General features: G+C 38.9%; 23 protein-coding genes and 1 pseudogene. 16 read left to right on the plus strand and 8 right to left on the minus strand.

Features of this window, described 5'->3' with window-relative positions; all coding sequences use genetic code 11:
- Nucleotides 1–109: 109 nt before the first annotated feature.
- From nifX to HWQ36_RS04080, 8 genes are all read left to right on the plus strand, one after another.
- A complete protein-coding gene (gene nifX / locus HWQ36_RS04045; protein WP_292698339.1) occupies nt 110–523 on the plus strand; it encodes a nitrogen fixation protein NifX in 414 nt (137 codons plus the stop codon).
- Complete coding sequence (locus HWQ36_RS04050) at nt 520–996, plus strand: NifX-associated nitrogen fixation protein (RefSeq protein ID WP_012407193.1); 477 nt, start codon at nt 520–522, stop codon at nt 994–996. Before nifX ends, HWQ36_RS04050 begins: the two co-directional genes overlap by 4 nt.
- 70 nt (nt 997–1,066) lie before the next feature.
- Nucleotides 1,067–1,267, plus strand: a complete 201-nt coding sequence (locus HWQ36_RS04055) for a CCE_0567 family metalloprotein (protein ID WP_292698343.1) — start codon at nt 1,067–1,069, stop codon at nt 1,265–1,267.
- Nucleotides 1,264–1,581 carry a nitrogenase-stabilizing/protective protein NifW gene (gene nifW / locus HWQ36_RS04060; protein WP_292698345.1) on the plus strand — a complete coding sequence of 106 codons (318 nt, stop codon included), beginning with the start codon at nt 1,264–1,266 and terminating at the stop codon, nt 1,579–1,581. The genes HWQ36_RS04055 and nifW overlap by 4 nt, the downstream gene beginning before the upstream one ends.
- A 10-nt stretch (nt 1,582–1,591) precedes the next feature.
- Nucleotides 1,592–2,398, plus strand: a complete 807-nt coding sequence (locus HWQ36_RS04065; RefSeq protein WP_292698348.1) for a HesA/MoeB/ThiF family protein — start codon at nt 1,592–1,594, stop codon at nt 2,396–2,398.
- An 85-nt stretch (nt 2,399–2,483) separates the two neighbouring features.
- Nucleotides 2,484–2,855, plus strand: a complete 372-nt coding sequence (locus HWQ36_RS04070) for an iron-sulfur cluster assembly accessory protein (RefSeq protein ID WP_094339971.1) — start codon at nt 2,484–2,486, stop codon at nt 2,853–2,855.
- A 244-nt stretch (nt 2,856–3,099) separates the two neighbouring features.
- Nucleotides 3,100–3,399 carry a 2Fe-2S iron-sulfur cluster-binding protein gene (locus HWQ36_RS04075; protein WP_094339973.1) on the plus strand — a complete coding sequence of 100 codons (300 nt, stop codon included), beginning with the start codon at nt 3,100–3,102 and terminating at the stop codon, nt 3,397–3,399.
- Between the two features lie 103 nt (nt 3,400–3,502).
- Complete coding sequence (locus HWQ36_RS04080; RefSeq protein ID WP_292698353.1) at nt 3,503–3,754, plus strand: FeoA family protein; 252 nt, start codon at nt 3,503–3,505, stop codon at nt 3,752–3,754.
- Nucleotides 3,755–3,948: 194 nt separating this feature from the next.
- On the opposite strand, the gene HWQ36_RS04085 is transcribed toward HWQ36_RS04080, so the two are convergent.
- Nucleotides 3,949–4,158, minus strand: a complete 210-nt coding sequence (locus tag HWQ36_RS04085) for a molybdopterin-binding protein (protein ID WP_292698355.1) — start codon at nt 4,156–4,158, stop codon at nt 3,949–3,951.
- 808 nt (nt 4,159–4,966) lie between these two features.
- Here HWQ36_RS04085 and HWQ36_RS04090 point away from each other — a divergent pair.
- Genes HWQ36_RS04090 through HWQ36_RS04100 form a run of 3 tightly spaced genes read left to right on the plus strand, consistent with a single transcriptional unit; the run spans nt 4,967 to nt 7,096 of the window.
- Complete coding sequence (locus HWQ36_RS04090) at nt 4,967–5,455, plus strand: ankyrin repeat domain-containing protein (RefSeq protein WP_292698357.1); 489 nt, start codon at nt 4,967–4,969, stop codon at nt 5,453–5,455.
- Complete coding sequence (locus HWQ36_RS04095; protein ID WP_292698358.1) at nt 5,418–6,704, plus strand: SagB/ThcOx family dehydrogenase; 1,287 nt, start codon at nt 5,418–5,420, stop codon at nt 6,702–6,704. Before HWQ36_RS04090 ends, HWQ36_RS04095 begins: the two co-directional genes overlap by 38 nt.
- Nucleotides 6,705–6,721: 17 nt before the next feature.
- Complete coding sequence (locus tag HWQ36_RS04100) at nt 6,722–7,096, plus strand: hypothetical protein (protein WP_292698360.1); 375 nt, start codon at nt 6,722–6,724, stop codon at nt 7,094–7,096.
- A 57-nt stretch (nt 7,097–7,153) separates the two neighbouring features.
- Here HWQ36_RS04100 and HWQ36_RS04105 read toward each other — a convergent pair whose 3' ends face one another.
- From HWQ36_RS04105 to HWQ36_RS04120, 4 genes and pseudogenes are all read right to left on the minus strand, one after another.
- A complete protein-coding gene (locus tag HWQ36_RS04105; protein ID WP_292698362.1) occupies nt 7,154–7,624 on the minus strand; it encodes a hydrogenase maturation protease in 471 nt (156 codons plus the stop codon).
- A gap of 18 nt (nt 7,625–7,642) precedes the next feature.
- Nucleotides 7,643–7,984, minus strand: a pseudogene (locus HWQ36_RS04110) (XisI protein).
- A 275-nt stretch (nt 7,985–8,259) separates the two neighbouring features.
- On the minus strand, nt 8,260–8,484 hold the full coding sequence (locus tag HWQ36_RS04115; RefSeq protein WP_292698364.1) for a DUF433 domain-containing protein: 225 nt from the start codon (nt 8,482–8,484) through the stop codon (nt 8,260–8,262).
- Between the two features lie 139 nt (nt 8,485–8,623).
- Complete coding sequence (locus tag HWQ36_RS04120) at nt 8,624–9,046, minus strand: hypothetical protein (protein WP_292698366.1); 423 nt, start codon at nt 9,044–9,046, stop codon at nt 8,624–8,626.
- Nucleotides 9,047–9,286: 240 nt separating this feature from the next.
- Between HWQ36_RS04120 and HWQ36_RS04125 the strand changes: the two genes are divergently transcribed.
- The 4 genes from HWQ36_RS04125 (at nt 9,287) to HWQ36_RS04140 (ending at nt 10,447) form a co-directional block, all read left to right on the plus strand.
- Nucleotides 9,287–9,496 carry a hypothetical protein gene (locus tag HWQ36_RS04125; RefSeq protein ID WP_193946552.1) on the plus strand — a complete coding sequence of 70 codons (210 nt, stop codon included), beginning with the start codon at nt 9,287–9,289 and terminating at the stop codon, nt 9,494–9,496.
- Between the two features lie 4 nt (nt 9,497–9,500).
- On the plus strand, nt 9,501–9,911 hold the full coding sequence (locus HWQ36_RS04130; RefSeq protein ID WP_292698371.1) for a hypothetical protein: 411 nt from the start codon (nt 9,501–9,503) through the stop codon (nt 9,909–9,911).
- 98 nt (nt 9,912–10,009) lie between these two features.
- Nucleotides 10,010–10,219 (plus strand): type II toxin-antitoxin system HicB family antitoxin, encoded by a 210-nt coding sequence (locus tag HWQ36_RS04135; RefSeq protein ID WP_292698373.1) that lies wholly within the window; start codon nt 10,010–10,012, stop codon nt 10,217–10,219.
- Between the two features lie 3 nt (nt 10,220–10,222).
- A complete protein-coding gene (locus tag HWQ36_RS04140; RefSeq protein WP_292698374.1) occupies nt 10,223–10,447 on the plus strand; it encodes a type II toxin-antitoxin system HicA family toxin in 225 nt (74 codons plus the stop codon).
- A gap of 36 nt (nt 10,448–10,483) precedes the next feature.
- On the opposite strand, the gene HWQ36_RS04145 is transcribed toward HWQ36_RS04140, so the two are convergent.
- Entirely contained in the window at nt 10,484–10,882 is a 399-nt protein-coding gene (locus HWQ36_RS04145; RefSeq protein WP_292698376.1) for a type II toxin-antitoxin system VapC family toxin, read from the minus strand.
- Nucleotides 10,879–11,124: a type II toxin-antitoxin system Phd/YefM family antitoxin gene (locus HWQ36_RS04150; RefSeq protein WP_292698378.1), complete on the minus strand. Its 246-nt coding sequence runs from the start codon at nt 11,122–11,124 to the stop codon at nt 10,879–10,881. Before HWQ36_RS04150 ends, HWQ36_RS04145 begins: the two co-directional genes overlap by 4 nt.
- A 205-nt stretch (nt 11,125–11,329) precedes the next feature.
- Between HWQ36_RS04150 and HWQ36_RS04155 the strand changes: the two genes are divergently transcribed.
- Entirely contained in the window at nt 11,330–12,370 is a 1,041-nt protein-coding gene (locus tag HWQ36_RS04155) for an SH3 domain-containing protein (protein ID WP_292698380.1), read from the plus strand.
- A gap of 41 nt (nt 12,371–12,411) precedes the next feature.
- On the opposite strand, the gene HWQ36_RS04160 is transcribed toward HWQ36_RS04155, so the two are convergent.
- Nucleotides 12,412–12,639, minus strand: coding sequence for a hypothetical protein (locus HWQ36_RS04160; protein ID WP_292698382.1), 228 nt, complete (start codon nt 12,637–12,639; stop codon nt 12,412–12,414).
- Nucleotides 12,640–12,845: the final 206 nt, after the last annotated feature.

A 12,845-nucleotide genomic window follows, 5' to 3' on the forward strand; every position in this document is an offset into this window, starting at 1 on the left:
CAGATTTAATTCTGCCAGTCGAACTCTAATTACTCCTGAATTCTGACTTCTGACTCCTGAATTCCTTCTTCCCAATTCAAAATTCAAAACTTTAGAGAGGAGAATAACGATGAAAATAGCCTTCACTACAAGTGACCGAGTTCATATTAACGCCCACTTCGGATGGGCAAAAATGATTGATGTTTATGAAATTTCCGATGAGGGATATCACTTCGTAGAAACCCTCACCTTTGAAGGCGAACTCAAAGAAGACGGTAACGAAGACAAAATCACCCCAAAACTTGATGCGATCGTTGACTGTACGATTGTTTACGTCACAGCAATTGGTGGTAGCGCCGCCGCTCGGTTAATCAAGAAAGGTGTCACCCCAGTGAAGGCGCGATCGGAAGAAGAAGAAATTAGTGAAGTGCTAAATAAGCTAGTGAAAACCCTCAAAGGTAATCCTCCACCTTGGTTGCGTAAAGCTTTACAGCCAAAAACCACAAACTTTGCTGATGAAATTGAAGACGAAGCAACAGTATGACCACAAATAATAGTGTTAACGGAACTGCTACAACTGAAGTCTTGAACTCACCTTTTCTTAAGGTATTAATTAAACAAATCCGTGGTCAAGACAGTTATGGAGTTTATCGTAGTTGGTCGGATGAGTTAATTCTCAAACCCTTTATCGTCACCAAACAAAAGAAACGGGAAATTTCCGTTGAGGGCGAAGTTGATCCGATCACACAAGCACGAATTATGGCATTTTTTCGGGCTGTAGCTGCTGGGATTGAACAAGAAACAGGTTTGATATCTCAGGTTGTGGTTGATTTAAGTCATGAAGGATTTGGCTGGGCGCTAGTTTTTTCTGGCCGTCTTTTGCTAGCTGTGAAAACCTTGCGAGATGCTCATCGCTTTGGCTTTGACTCAGTAGAGAAATTAGCAGAAGAGGGAGAAAACTACGTCAAAAAAGGTCTTGATTTGGCGAAACGCTTTCCTGAAGTTGGCAAAATTTAATTAGTCATTGGTCATTGGTCATTAGTAAAAGACAAATGACTAATGACAACGGACAAAGGACAAATGACAAATGACAATTGAGGAACTACAAGGACAAATCAGACGGCTCAATAGTAAAGCAGGTCAAATGAAGATGGATCTGCATGATTTAGCTGAAGGCCTGCCAACAGATTACAAACAACTTATGGATGTTGCCGCCGCAACTTATGAAATCTATCGCCAGTTAGATGAATTGAAGCAACATCTGAAACAATTGGAGAGTGCTAAATGACTGGAACTATTGATGAATTCAAGAAGCTCGTAGATGCAGAAGAATTTTTTCAATTCTTTAATATGTCCTACGACTTAGAAGTTGTAAATATACATCGTCTACATATTCTGAAAAAGTTTTCTCAATATATGCAGGAAATTGATGATAATTCTCCTGACTTGAGTCAAGAAGAGAAACTCAATCAATATTCTTTGGCTTTGCAAAAAGCTTATCAGCTATTTATCGAATCGACAGCTTATGAACAAAAGCTGTTCAAAGTGTTTAACGACAAGCCGAAAAATGTAGTCACACTGACAGAAATCACTTCTGATTAGGAGGTATAAATTGGTTAACCTAACGCCTACCGAATTAGAACGCTATCGTCGCCAAATGATGCTTCCAAATTTTGGCGAAACAGCACAGAAACGCTTGAAGTCAGCGACAGTTCTGGTCACAGGTGTGGGGGGATTAGGCGGTACGGCGGCGCTTTACTTAGCAGTAGCAGGTGTTGGGCGGCTAATCTTAGTCCGGGGTGGTGACTTGCGGCTAGATGATATGAATCGTCAGGTTCTCATGACTGATGATTGGGTAGGTAAGCCAAGGGTATTCAAAGCTAAAGAAACTCTGGATGCGATTAATCCTGATGTCCAAGTGGAAATTGTTCATGATTATATCACCCCGGAAAATGTAGATTCGTTAGTGCAATCTGCTGATATGGCTCTTGATTGCGCCCACAATTTTACAGAGCGCAATTTGTTAAATGAAGCCTGTGTGCGATCGCGCAAGCCAATGGTGGAAGCCGCAATGAATGGGATGGAGGCTTACCTGACGACGATTATTCCTGGTGTGACTCCTTGTTTATCTTGTTTGTTTCCAGAAAAGCCTGAGTGGGATCAGCGCGGCTTTTCAGTTTTAGGCGCTGTCTCTGGAACACTAGCTTGTCTAACAGCACTGGAGGCAATCAAGCTGATCACCGGGTTTAGTCAGCCTCTATTGTCGCAATTGCTGACAATCGACTTGAATCGGATGGAATTTGCTAAACGCCGTTCTCACCGCGATCGCTCTTGTCCAGTATGCGGCAATAGTGCGCCTTGGAGACACGCGCAATCCAATTCGATGGAAGCCACGGGGATTGCACAAAATAGTCATTAGTCATTGGTCATTAGTCATTGGCAAAAGACAAAGGACAACCCCACCTGAAATCAGAACAACTAATCGCTACAAATCAGGAGAACTGATGGCCGTTATTTTATCAGAAAAAGCAGAATTTCATCTGCGAGCATTCCTCAAAGGTTCAGCACCCGACGCTAATGGCGCAACTAAAGGTGTTCGCATCTCGGTAAAAGATGGTGGTTGCAGTGGCTATGAATATGCGATCGATATCACCAGCAAGCCTCAACCAGATGATTTGGTAAGTCACCAAGGCAAAGTAGTAGTTTACGTTGATGCCAAAAGTGCGCCCTTATTAGACGGAGTTATCGTTGACTTCGTTGAGGGAGTGATGGAAAGCGGTTTTAAATTCATCAACCCCAATGCAACTGATACCTGCGGTTGTGGAAAGTCCTTCAAAACAGACGACGGTACGCCTACTGGTGTACCTTGCAGCTAACATCATTCCGTTAGCGCCAAGTCTGATTGTAGAGGCTTTCTATAGATGCGGTAAGCGAAGCCATGCCGCAGGCTTATCGCCTTGCCTTGAGGTAGCTTCTCGTTCGCGTTGCATTCCTTACCCCTATAGAGAAGCCGACTAAACTTAGCATCTCTGTAAGAAGAAGGGGAGCAAAAAGTAGGATAGGTTGCTCAAAAACTTCGGAAATTAAACCAACTGTATAACGTTTGAGGAGAATCGGAAAATGGCTTCCTACCAAGTTAGATTAATCAACAAAAAAGAAGACATCGACACCACAATTGAAGTTGATGAAGAAACTACCATCTTAGAAGCAGCAGAAGAAAATGGTATTGAATTGCCCTTTTCATGTCATGCAGGCTCTTGCTCTAGCTGTGTAGGTAAGGTTGTTGAAGGCGAAGTTAATCAAGAAGATCAAAACTTTCTAGATGACGATCAGGTTTCTAAAGGATACGCTCTACTTTGTGTAACTTATCCTCGTTCTAATTGCACAATTAAAACACATCAAGAAGCGTATCTCGTATAAAGTATTACCTTGGTTGCTAAAGACAACAACCAAATAAAACAGAAGGATGAAGGATGAAAATATACTTCATTCTTCCCTTCACAATTCCTAATTTATAATTCAAATGTTTACCCCCTTTAGTGTAACTGGCTGTTCATTAGAATTATTGAGAACAGGAGAGAGAGGAATCGTCACTTTCTGTAAAAGTCAGGATGAAACAATCTTAAACAAACTGATATCAATAGGGGTAACACCAGGAACCGCTATTACTTTAGAACAAAACTTTCCATCATTCCTTATTAAAATAGAAAACACATCTTTAGCACTAAATACAGAAAGTATCCAGGCTATTTATGTCCGCATTATTGATAATTGAATTAATTAATATTATTATATTTTCTTGATAAAAAAACACTTTGTAATTAAGATTGCGACTTATGCATAGAGCAATGTAGGGTCAATTCATGAATTGCCCCTACATTCCCATTTTACGTAAGTCCTTTTATAGACATGAATGCAATTTGATATTAGAGATAGAGCCACTTGTAATAAAAGGCAACTTGCCTATTTTTACTCAACAGCAACTATCACATCTGATGATTTAATCACGGCATAAGCCTGCTTGCCTTCTGCAAGTCCCAGCTTTTCTGCTGATGATTTTGTGATTATTGAAACTAACTCTACTCCTGGTGCAATTTCTAAAGTTACCTCAGTATTAACTGTACCAGGTACAACTTTTCTTACAGTACCTTTGAGAGAATTACGAGCGCTAATTTCCATGTTTAGTCTGTGTTTTACTTGTTTATACTTAAACAAGCTAGCAAATTTGGCTTGAAAAAGGAAATTATTTGAGATTTCTTAATAAGTTTCAGGGGTATCAAAGTAAATCTCAGCGTAATATCTGTGTTTAATAAAACACAATTTTAAATATAAACGTGACATTAAATTTGAGCAAGACAATGGGCTTAAGACCATTATTAAAGCTAGGCAAACTTAGAGGATGTTTGAAAAGTCTCTTCTCGGTAGCAAAACGTTTAGATCCCCCTAAATCCCCCGATAAATTGGGGGACTTTGACTCCGGGTTTCCCCCTTTTAAAGGGGGGTTAGGGGGGATCAATAAGTGCAAAGATACAGCCAACAACTTTTCAAACAACCTCTTACGCAACAGCGTACTATTTACGCAAAAAGTCTATCTGCTATTAGTCTAAATTTTGAAACAACATTGTAAGAAATACTGCATTTTAATTGTATTTCAATATTCATCTTAGATATATCTATGGATCTTTATAAATGATTCATAATTCAAACTTATCAGAGTGATAATATATAACTAAGCTAAATTGTTGCTAGTTAACTTAATACTCAAGCAACCCAAAATTGCTAGATGAGGGCGGGGAGTAGGGAGTGGGGAAAGATTTTTTCGTTTTACCAAACTTTTGAATACCTAGCAAAGTTGCTTTGGTAAACTACTAGACTTTAGCTACTCGTATAGTATTTTAAAATAATGGTGGGTAATGCCCACCATTAAGTTTTCCAAGCATAAAATTGCTTAGAAAATACTTAGTCGTGTGAGGTTGAAAGAATAATCATGAGTCAATTAAACAGACAAGAGTTAAGTGAAATAACAACCCAATGGCTAATAGCAAAAGGCTATAATCCTGGGGACTTAAATCAGCCAGGAGAAAATGGCGATACAGCTTTGATGAAAGCTACTAGAGAAGGAGTTTATGCAGTTGTCAAAGAACTGATTGATGCAGGTGTGGATATCAATGCTCGAAATAGCGATTGCAACAATGCTTTGTGGTTTGCTTGTTTTGGTAATCACTACGAGTTAATTAATTTACTGCTTGCTCACAATATTAATATTGACAACCAAAATGATAACGGTGCAACTGTTTTAATGTATGCAGCTTCGGCAGGAAAAACAGAAGTAGTCAAGTTACTTTTACAGCATCAACCTAATTTATATTTAAAAAACTTAGACGACTATAAAGCGATAGATTTTGCTAGCAATGTAGAAGTTTTAAGGATACTTAAAAATGCCATCAAGTCAGATATCGGGCAAAGCTTATCATGACGCTACCAAGCATTCTTACTTATCGGTACAAATTGATCCAAATTATGTAGATGCCTCAACACAGCCATCTGCATTTAAAGTTTATCCCAAGTTTTATCGGAGAGTGAAATTAAATCTCAATAATCCTGTTCATTCTTTTATATCCTTAACCAGTGCGATAACCCTGGAAAAGGTGTATAAAGATGGCCCTTATAAACTGCGGGTAAATCCATCAGCAGGCGCTTTGTACCCCACGGAAGTTTACGTACAGGTTCGCGGTGTTGAGGGAATGGTAGATGGTATATATCATCTAGAAGTTGAGAATAATTGTCTAACACTCATCTATGAATTAATTGATGATGGGTTAGAGAGTTATATTATACCGGGTAAAAGTATCAACGGATTCATCTTTTTAATTAGTTGTGTTTATTATAGGTCTAGCTGGAAATATCAAAATAGAAGCATAAGGTATTGCTTTTTAGATAGCGGACACCATTTAGGTGCAGTTGCAGCTTCAGCTTTTCTCCACAACCGAGATATACAACTAATTTTTGACTTTGATAAATTCACTCTCAATTCAGACTTGGGATTTGAGAATAAAGAGTTTATTACTGCTTGTGCAGTGTCAGGAGAATTACAAGAGAATAAAATTAGACGCTTAAGGCTGAAAGTTCCTTTTGTCTCTGGTACTGACTATTTTGAATTCAATCAATTTATTGAAGATGGCTATCAAGCAACTATTCTACAAAAAAGTCACCAGCAGCAATTAGAGTATCCTATATTTGACTTTGACAAGGATAAATTTTATCAAACAGTTTGGGATAGACGTTCTATTAGACGTTTCCGGAAAGAGTCTATTTCTCAAGAAGGTTATTTATATATAGTGCAGCAACTTCAGCAGTTAATACCGACAGAAAACTATGAGGAAATAGAAATTTATTCAGTGGTGCATCGAGTAGAGGGAATGACACCTGGGTTATATAAAGGTACGTATCTGGTTAAGACGGGTAATTTTAGTGAGAAGACAGGTTACTTATGTATTAATCAGGCTATTGCTAAAGATAGCGCTGTAACTTTATTTTTTGTGTCAGATTATTTAAATTATCAAACTGCTATGCAAATAGCTGGTTTTCTCGGACAGAGACTTTATTTAACTAGTAATTATTTGGGAATTCAGTGTAGTGGAATAGGTGCTTATTATGATGATGAAACCCAGGAATTATTAGAAACAAATAAAGATGTACTTTATGGAATGGTGATTGGAATATAAGCAGGAAGTAAAGAGAGATGACAAGAAATATGTATTACTTTAATGGTGATGATTCGCATCCGAAGCAACCGACATCGGCAGATATTATATTGCGGCAGCAACTAGAGGATTCTATTAGTAGATACTTTCATGAAGCTTGCGATCGCACCATTCAAAATCTGCTATCTAATTGTCGGTGGTATGTCACAACCCATGCCAATGCTCTAACATTGGTAATTGAATGTCCCGATCAAGTTACTAATTGGCGGGTTCTGCAAAAAATTGTGCCAATGGGGACATTATTACATGGAATTGTTAGCAGTGCTAAAATCCGTGTTTGCCCGCCAGAGAGTCAAGGTGTAGCTTTTGAAATGAGGGTAGATGAACTTTCTGTTTATCGGGATTGGGCGTGATTCGATTTTGGATTTTAGATACTTCGACTTAGCTCAGTACAAGTTTTGGATTTTGGATTAGTTAATATTCTGGCTGATAAGTGCAGCTACCTCTTCAAAAACTAAATCAGCAGAATGTTTAATAGCAGGACTTAACTCTAGTCCCAAACTAAGATTTGCCGCCTCAATTAAATAAACTGTGACATCTTCGGGAAAATCATTTTGAAAGATTTTCCGTCCGGCGGCTAAAGCATTATCCCAGCGAAAATCGTGCAAGTTATAACTAGGTTCTGGTAAAGCTTCTAGTTCTTTTCCTGGAACTTTAAACACAGCACCCGGTTCAGAACCTGTTGAACTTGCATCAATAATTATTAATTCTTTACTACCTCTAGCTTGAAACATTACTTCCATCCCTGCGGTGCCACAGTCATAAACTCGCACATGAGGGTGAGGGTTTTCAGCTAGATATTTTTGTAAGCGTTTAGCAATGATTACGCCTACTGCGTCGTCACTGCGATTGAGATTACCGCAACCAATAATAGTTAGCATAGAATAAGATTTAATTGTTTAAGCGGTTGCAAATTCAGTCAAAGCGCGATCGCTGGGAGGATGAAAAGCTAATACAATATCACTTTGAGGAACCCCGGTGTTTAATAATTCGGTGGCAATACCTTCTTCAGTCCAATCTTCTTTGATCCAAATTTTGTGATTTTTAATCCGAATATGTACAGTAATACCTTTAATTCAGCGATTTTTTTGCCAGCCAATCTGAAACCATAAATATTGCTCGCGTTCATCATCTAGTGCTAAAAGGCTCTCTACGTCATTATCAGGTGAGCTATTGCAAAGGCCGTCATATTCTATGAGAATATTTTTAATAATATTTCTGTAGTTACTTAGTTTATCCATTGAACTATAACTTCACTTTTAATACACTTTAAACTTTTATATAGCAATTCCCAGTTAAGTGAGGTACAGATAATATTTTGAAACGCAAAGGGACGCAAAGTAAAGCGCAAAGGTACGCAGAGATTTGTACCTCAGCAGACTAGGAAACGCTATAATTGGTTTACCCATTCTTGTTACTGTACTTAACCAGACTGAGAAACGCTATAAGTATTTCTTCATCACTTGCTTGCGAAAGACCAATCTGAGCAACTCTTGATCCAGTAAGAATCTCATGCTCAAATAGATACTAGGCGAATGTCTTCAGCTGCCACTAGAGCGATCGCGTATCCTAAGCAAGCACGAATATCTTCAATTTGTAGGTCTGGATAGTAGTCTCGGATAATTTCTTCAAATGAAAGTCCGTCATTGAGCAATTCAAGAATGCTTTGTACAGTGACGCGTGTTCCTGCGATGCAAGGTTTACCGAAATGAATGTGAGAGTTAACTACGATTCTGTCCATATAATTATAAACTAATAATATGTTTACTAAATTATAAAATAAAACTGATTATTTCGAGTTTTTACCATAATCTGCAAAATACGAGGCTCTGACTAATGGGACAGACAAAGCCTCTGAAAAATAATTTATCAGCAGGAAACTAGAACTCTACACCATGTTTCTTGGCAAGTTCAGTCAGTTTATCATACTGATCTTGTGATACTTTAGTTAATATCTCTTCAGCCTGTTCTCTAGTACTTCCCTCTTTAGGAATTAAATACTTGATATAAAGAGATACAAAATCAGCCGCGATCGCTAAACCAGATAAACTATGTTTGTCAGCTTCCTTGCCTGCGATCGCAGCTACCAAACCAGCTTTAATTGGGTCTGGTTTAACTTTCATGAACTGCTCGACAAGTTTCGGGACGTAATCTGCTGGTGGCAAATTATCTAACTTACTTCTATCTGGAGTAAAGTTACATTCTGCGGCTTTTGCCTGTTCTAAAACACACCATTCTATGTATTCTTGCAATGCTGCATCGGGAACGCGAGGAAGATAATTATGTAGCGCTAAATCAGACACAAGCTTACCGTGTAAATTGCTGTTTTATGCAAGTGCATTAACGTAAGCCTAACGCACTGTTTCTATATGTTTTAGTGTGGTACGCTACGAGTTTTAAATATCAGGTATTGGGAATATGGCATTGGGAATAGGTTATTTCTCCCTCATTTTCCCCAAATTTATCTTTTGGGCGATCGCTCAGGTAGATGACTAATCCAGTAAGCTGTAAGTGAGCCTCGTTAGATAAATGGAGCGCGAAACATGACACTCAGTGAGCTACTTCCTGCTGTCCGCAAACTGTCTGTATCAGAAAAACTTAAGCTAATCCGCATTTTGGCAGAAGAATTGGATACTAACGAAGATATTTCGCCTCTAGAACCATTTAAAACCTATGATTTGCCTACACCTTATAATTCATTTGGTGCAGGTGAAGTTCTTATGCAGGCATTGAAACAGACAGATCAAATGTGACCAGATGCGATTCAAATACTCGACTATTGATACTTCTCAAAATGAGTTTGACAGTTTGCCACGGATTCCACTGCGTCTTTGTCTAGGTGATAGAACAGTTGAAGCTCTTGGACTGGTGGACAGTGGTGCAACTGTAAATGTTCTACCCTATGAAATTGGTATTGAGTTAGGTGGGGTTTGGGATGATAATAGGGCGATTATTCAATTAGCAGGCAACCTGAGCAATCTGCCAGCAATGCCATTCTTGGCGAACGTTGAGATCAGTGACTTCGCGGCAGTTCAACTGGTATTTGCTTGGGTAAGAAAAGCGAATGTACCCTTAATCCTTGGGCAGACAAACTTTTTTCTAGAGTTTGATGTGTGTTTCTACCGTTCCAAACTGGAATTTGAGATTGAACCAAAATCTGAGCAATAAATATAATCTGTGAGGCGATGTCTACGACGGGTTATGCCTACGCTTAGATAGATGACTAATCCAGTAAGCTGTAAGTGAGCGTTGTCGATGATTGTGATATGAAAACTTTTACTGCGATCATTGAAAGAGATCCTGATACTAAGTTCTATGTTGGCTATGTCCCTGGTTTTCCTGGAGCGCATTCTCAAGGTGAAACCTTGGATGAATTGCAGGAAAATTTGCGTGAAGTTATTGAAATGCTTCTAGAGGATGAGGATCTGGTATTCGAGACAGAGTTTGTAGGTATACAACAGATTGTGGTTCAGTAGACCATGAGTAATATTCCTGTTCTGAAACCCCAAGAAGTTGTACGAATATTGGAGAGCTTTGGGTTTGTAGAGGTACGTCAGAAAGGCTCACACAAACAGTTTCGACACGAAGATGGACGAGGAACAACAGTCCCATTTCACAAAGGGCGTGACATCTCACCAAGGTTGCTACGGCAGATTGCGAGTGATATTGGTTTGACGATTGAAGAAATGCTGGAGTGGCGATGAGGTTTAACACTTAACCAGAAATCAAATGTTAAAATCTCACGATTTGGTTGCCCAAAGTAGGGAAATGTCGTACTGATTGAACATTGAATCGGCACTCACAAGCGTCATTTCTTCTATCTGAGCCTGTGCAATCAACATTCTGTCAAAAGGATCTCGGTGATGCAAAGGTAACGCAGCCGCTTGTAAAGCATGAGAAGCTGTAATTTCTAGCGATCGCATTGCTAATACCATCATCCGACTAGAAATATAACTGTCTAGGGGGTCTGCCAGTGGTAACTTGCCGATCGCAACTTTTATCCCCATTTCCCAAATGCTGGCAACTGAGAGCCATAATTCATTGGTTTCATCGGCAATATGGGCGATTGCTGCTTCATTCAAAAGCTCTGGTTGGGTAAACCACCATAACCAGCACTGTGTATCTAGCAAGAGTTTCACTCCGCACCGCCCTCAAATGCTGCCAAAATTTCTTCTGGTAAAGGGGCATTGAAATCATCTGGTACTACAAAACGCCCTTTATCTTGTCCTAAACTATTGAGTCGATTTGATGAGGAGCGAAACGGAATTAACTTAGCGATCGGAATGCCTCGGTTGGAAATAATGATTTCTTCTCCAAGTTCTACGCGCGACAACAGCTTTGAGAGATTCGTTTTAGCTTGATGAATATTTACAGTTTCCATAAGATTAAACTAAGTCTGTAAACTAACTTTAGTGTTTTTGTCGTAGTGGTGCAAGAGCGATGTATACGATGGGCTACGCCTACGCAACTATTTTTGCGTAAAGCGATCACAAAGAATCGTGATCTAAGGTTTTGTATATGTAGCTTTTAATTTGCAGATTGGGAATACTGAACTTGATACAAATACATAGTATTTAAACAACATAATGAAAATAGTTCGTCGCTTTTTTGGATGGTTTTTTCTTATAATTGGAGCATTTGGACTTTTTCAGCAACTCATTACAGGATTAGTTTTTTTATCTTGGGGAGTACTTTTACTACCTTCCACAAATAAATTGGCAGCAAAAGCAGGTTTGCAGTTAAATTTGTGGAAGCGGATTAGTATCGTTTTTATTGGCATTGTGCTAATTAGTTCACATAAGGTACATTTACAATCGCCTCAATATGTAACACAGCAAGCAACACCAGAACCTACTTCTCCCATCTCTGCTTTAAATCAACCGCCAAAATTAAATTCTCCAACAAAGTTAGAAACAGAGACACCTTTACCTAAATCTAAAGAAAGTAGTATTGGGGCTTTGGTGCAAAAAAAAGGACTTGATTTCTCCTATGAAACTGCTGGGAGAGTTGAGAAAAGTGAAAAGTTGATCGTTGTTAATTATACTCGTGATTGGAAATGTGGTGTAGAAGCACTTGAGAGTACAGCGAGACAAGAATGGCAGACTGTGTTTGATTTATCTACAAAAACATGGACTGATAAAGTCAGAGAGTTGAATAACTGCTTAGGAAATGCAAATCAAACATGGATTGATTATTCAACAACACCAAGCCAGTTCAGCATAGAGCCTAACAGTAATGAAACAGTCATTAGGGCTGATGTTCAAGATACAGATGGGTCAATTATCCTTAAAGATTCGTTAGTGGTGCGGTACAAAGCAGAAGATGGGGTTTCTCTTAATACTTCTCCAGCGACTTCTGAATCATCCCTGACTTCGACTACTTTTTCACAAACATCTGAAGAAGGGGTTCTTGTTGCTAAACATTCTGAAGCTCAAATTAACGTGCGTACTGGAGCAGGTATAAATTTTAAGAGCCGTCACTATGGATTAGTTGGTGATAAAGTCACGATTATAAATTCTGTTCACGGTCAAGATAGCTATATTTGGTATCAAATCAAGTTCCCAATCTCAGGCGCTGATGGATGGGTTCGCAGTGACTTCATTCAAGTCATGCCAATCCAACATTAAACTATATTAAATTATACAAATAGTGTAGACGCACCAGTAGCTTACCGCAGTGTACCGTGTACCGCAAAGAAAGAAATAGTATTAATAGTTAGTTTTTTAGACAGACTATACTTACGCTGATAGGAAGCACTTAAGTCAAGTGTATGACCGATCCAGTAAGCTGTAAGTGAGCCTAGTTGGAGAAATGGAGTGCGAAACATGACACTCACTGAGCTACTTCCTGCTGTCCGCAAACTGTCTGTATCAGAAAAAATTAAGCTAATCCGCATTTTGGCGGAATAATTGGATACTAACGAAGATATTTTGCCTCTAGAACCGTTTAAAACCTATGATTTGCCTACACCCTATAATTCGTTTGGTGCAGGTGAAGTTCTCATGCAAGCTTCAGCCTAATAGGAAAACTAATGTCAGCAAATGTAATAGACATCTCCGAAAACGATCAAAGGCTTTATGTGGCTAGGCTATAGTCCGTAAA

Origin of the sequence: Nostoc sp. NMS2 (assembly GCF_017115105.1) — a bacterium.
In the GTDB taxonomy this organism is placed as follows: Bacteria; Cyanobacteriota; Cyanobacteriia; order Cyanobacteriales; family Nostocaceae; genus Nostoc.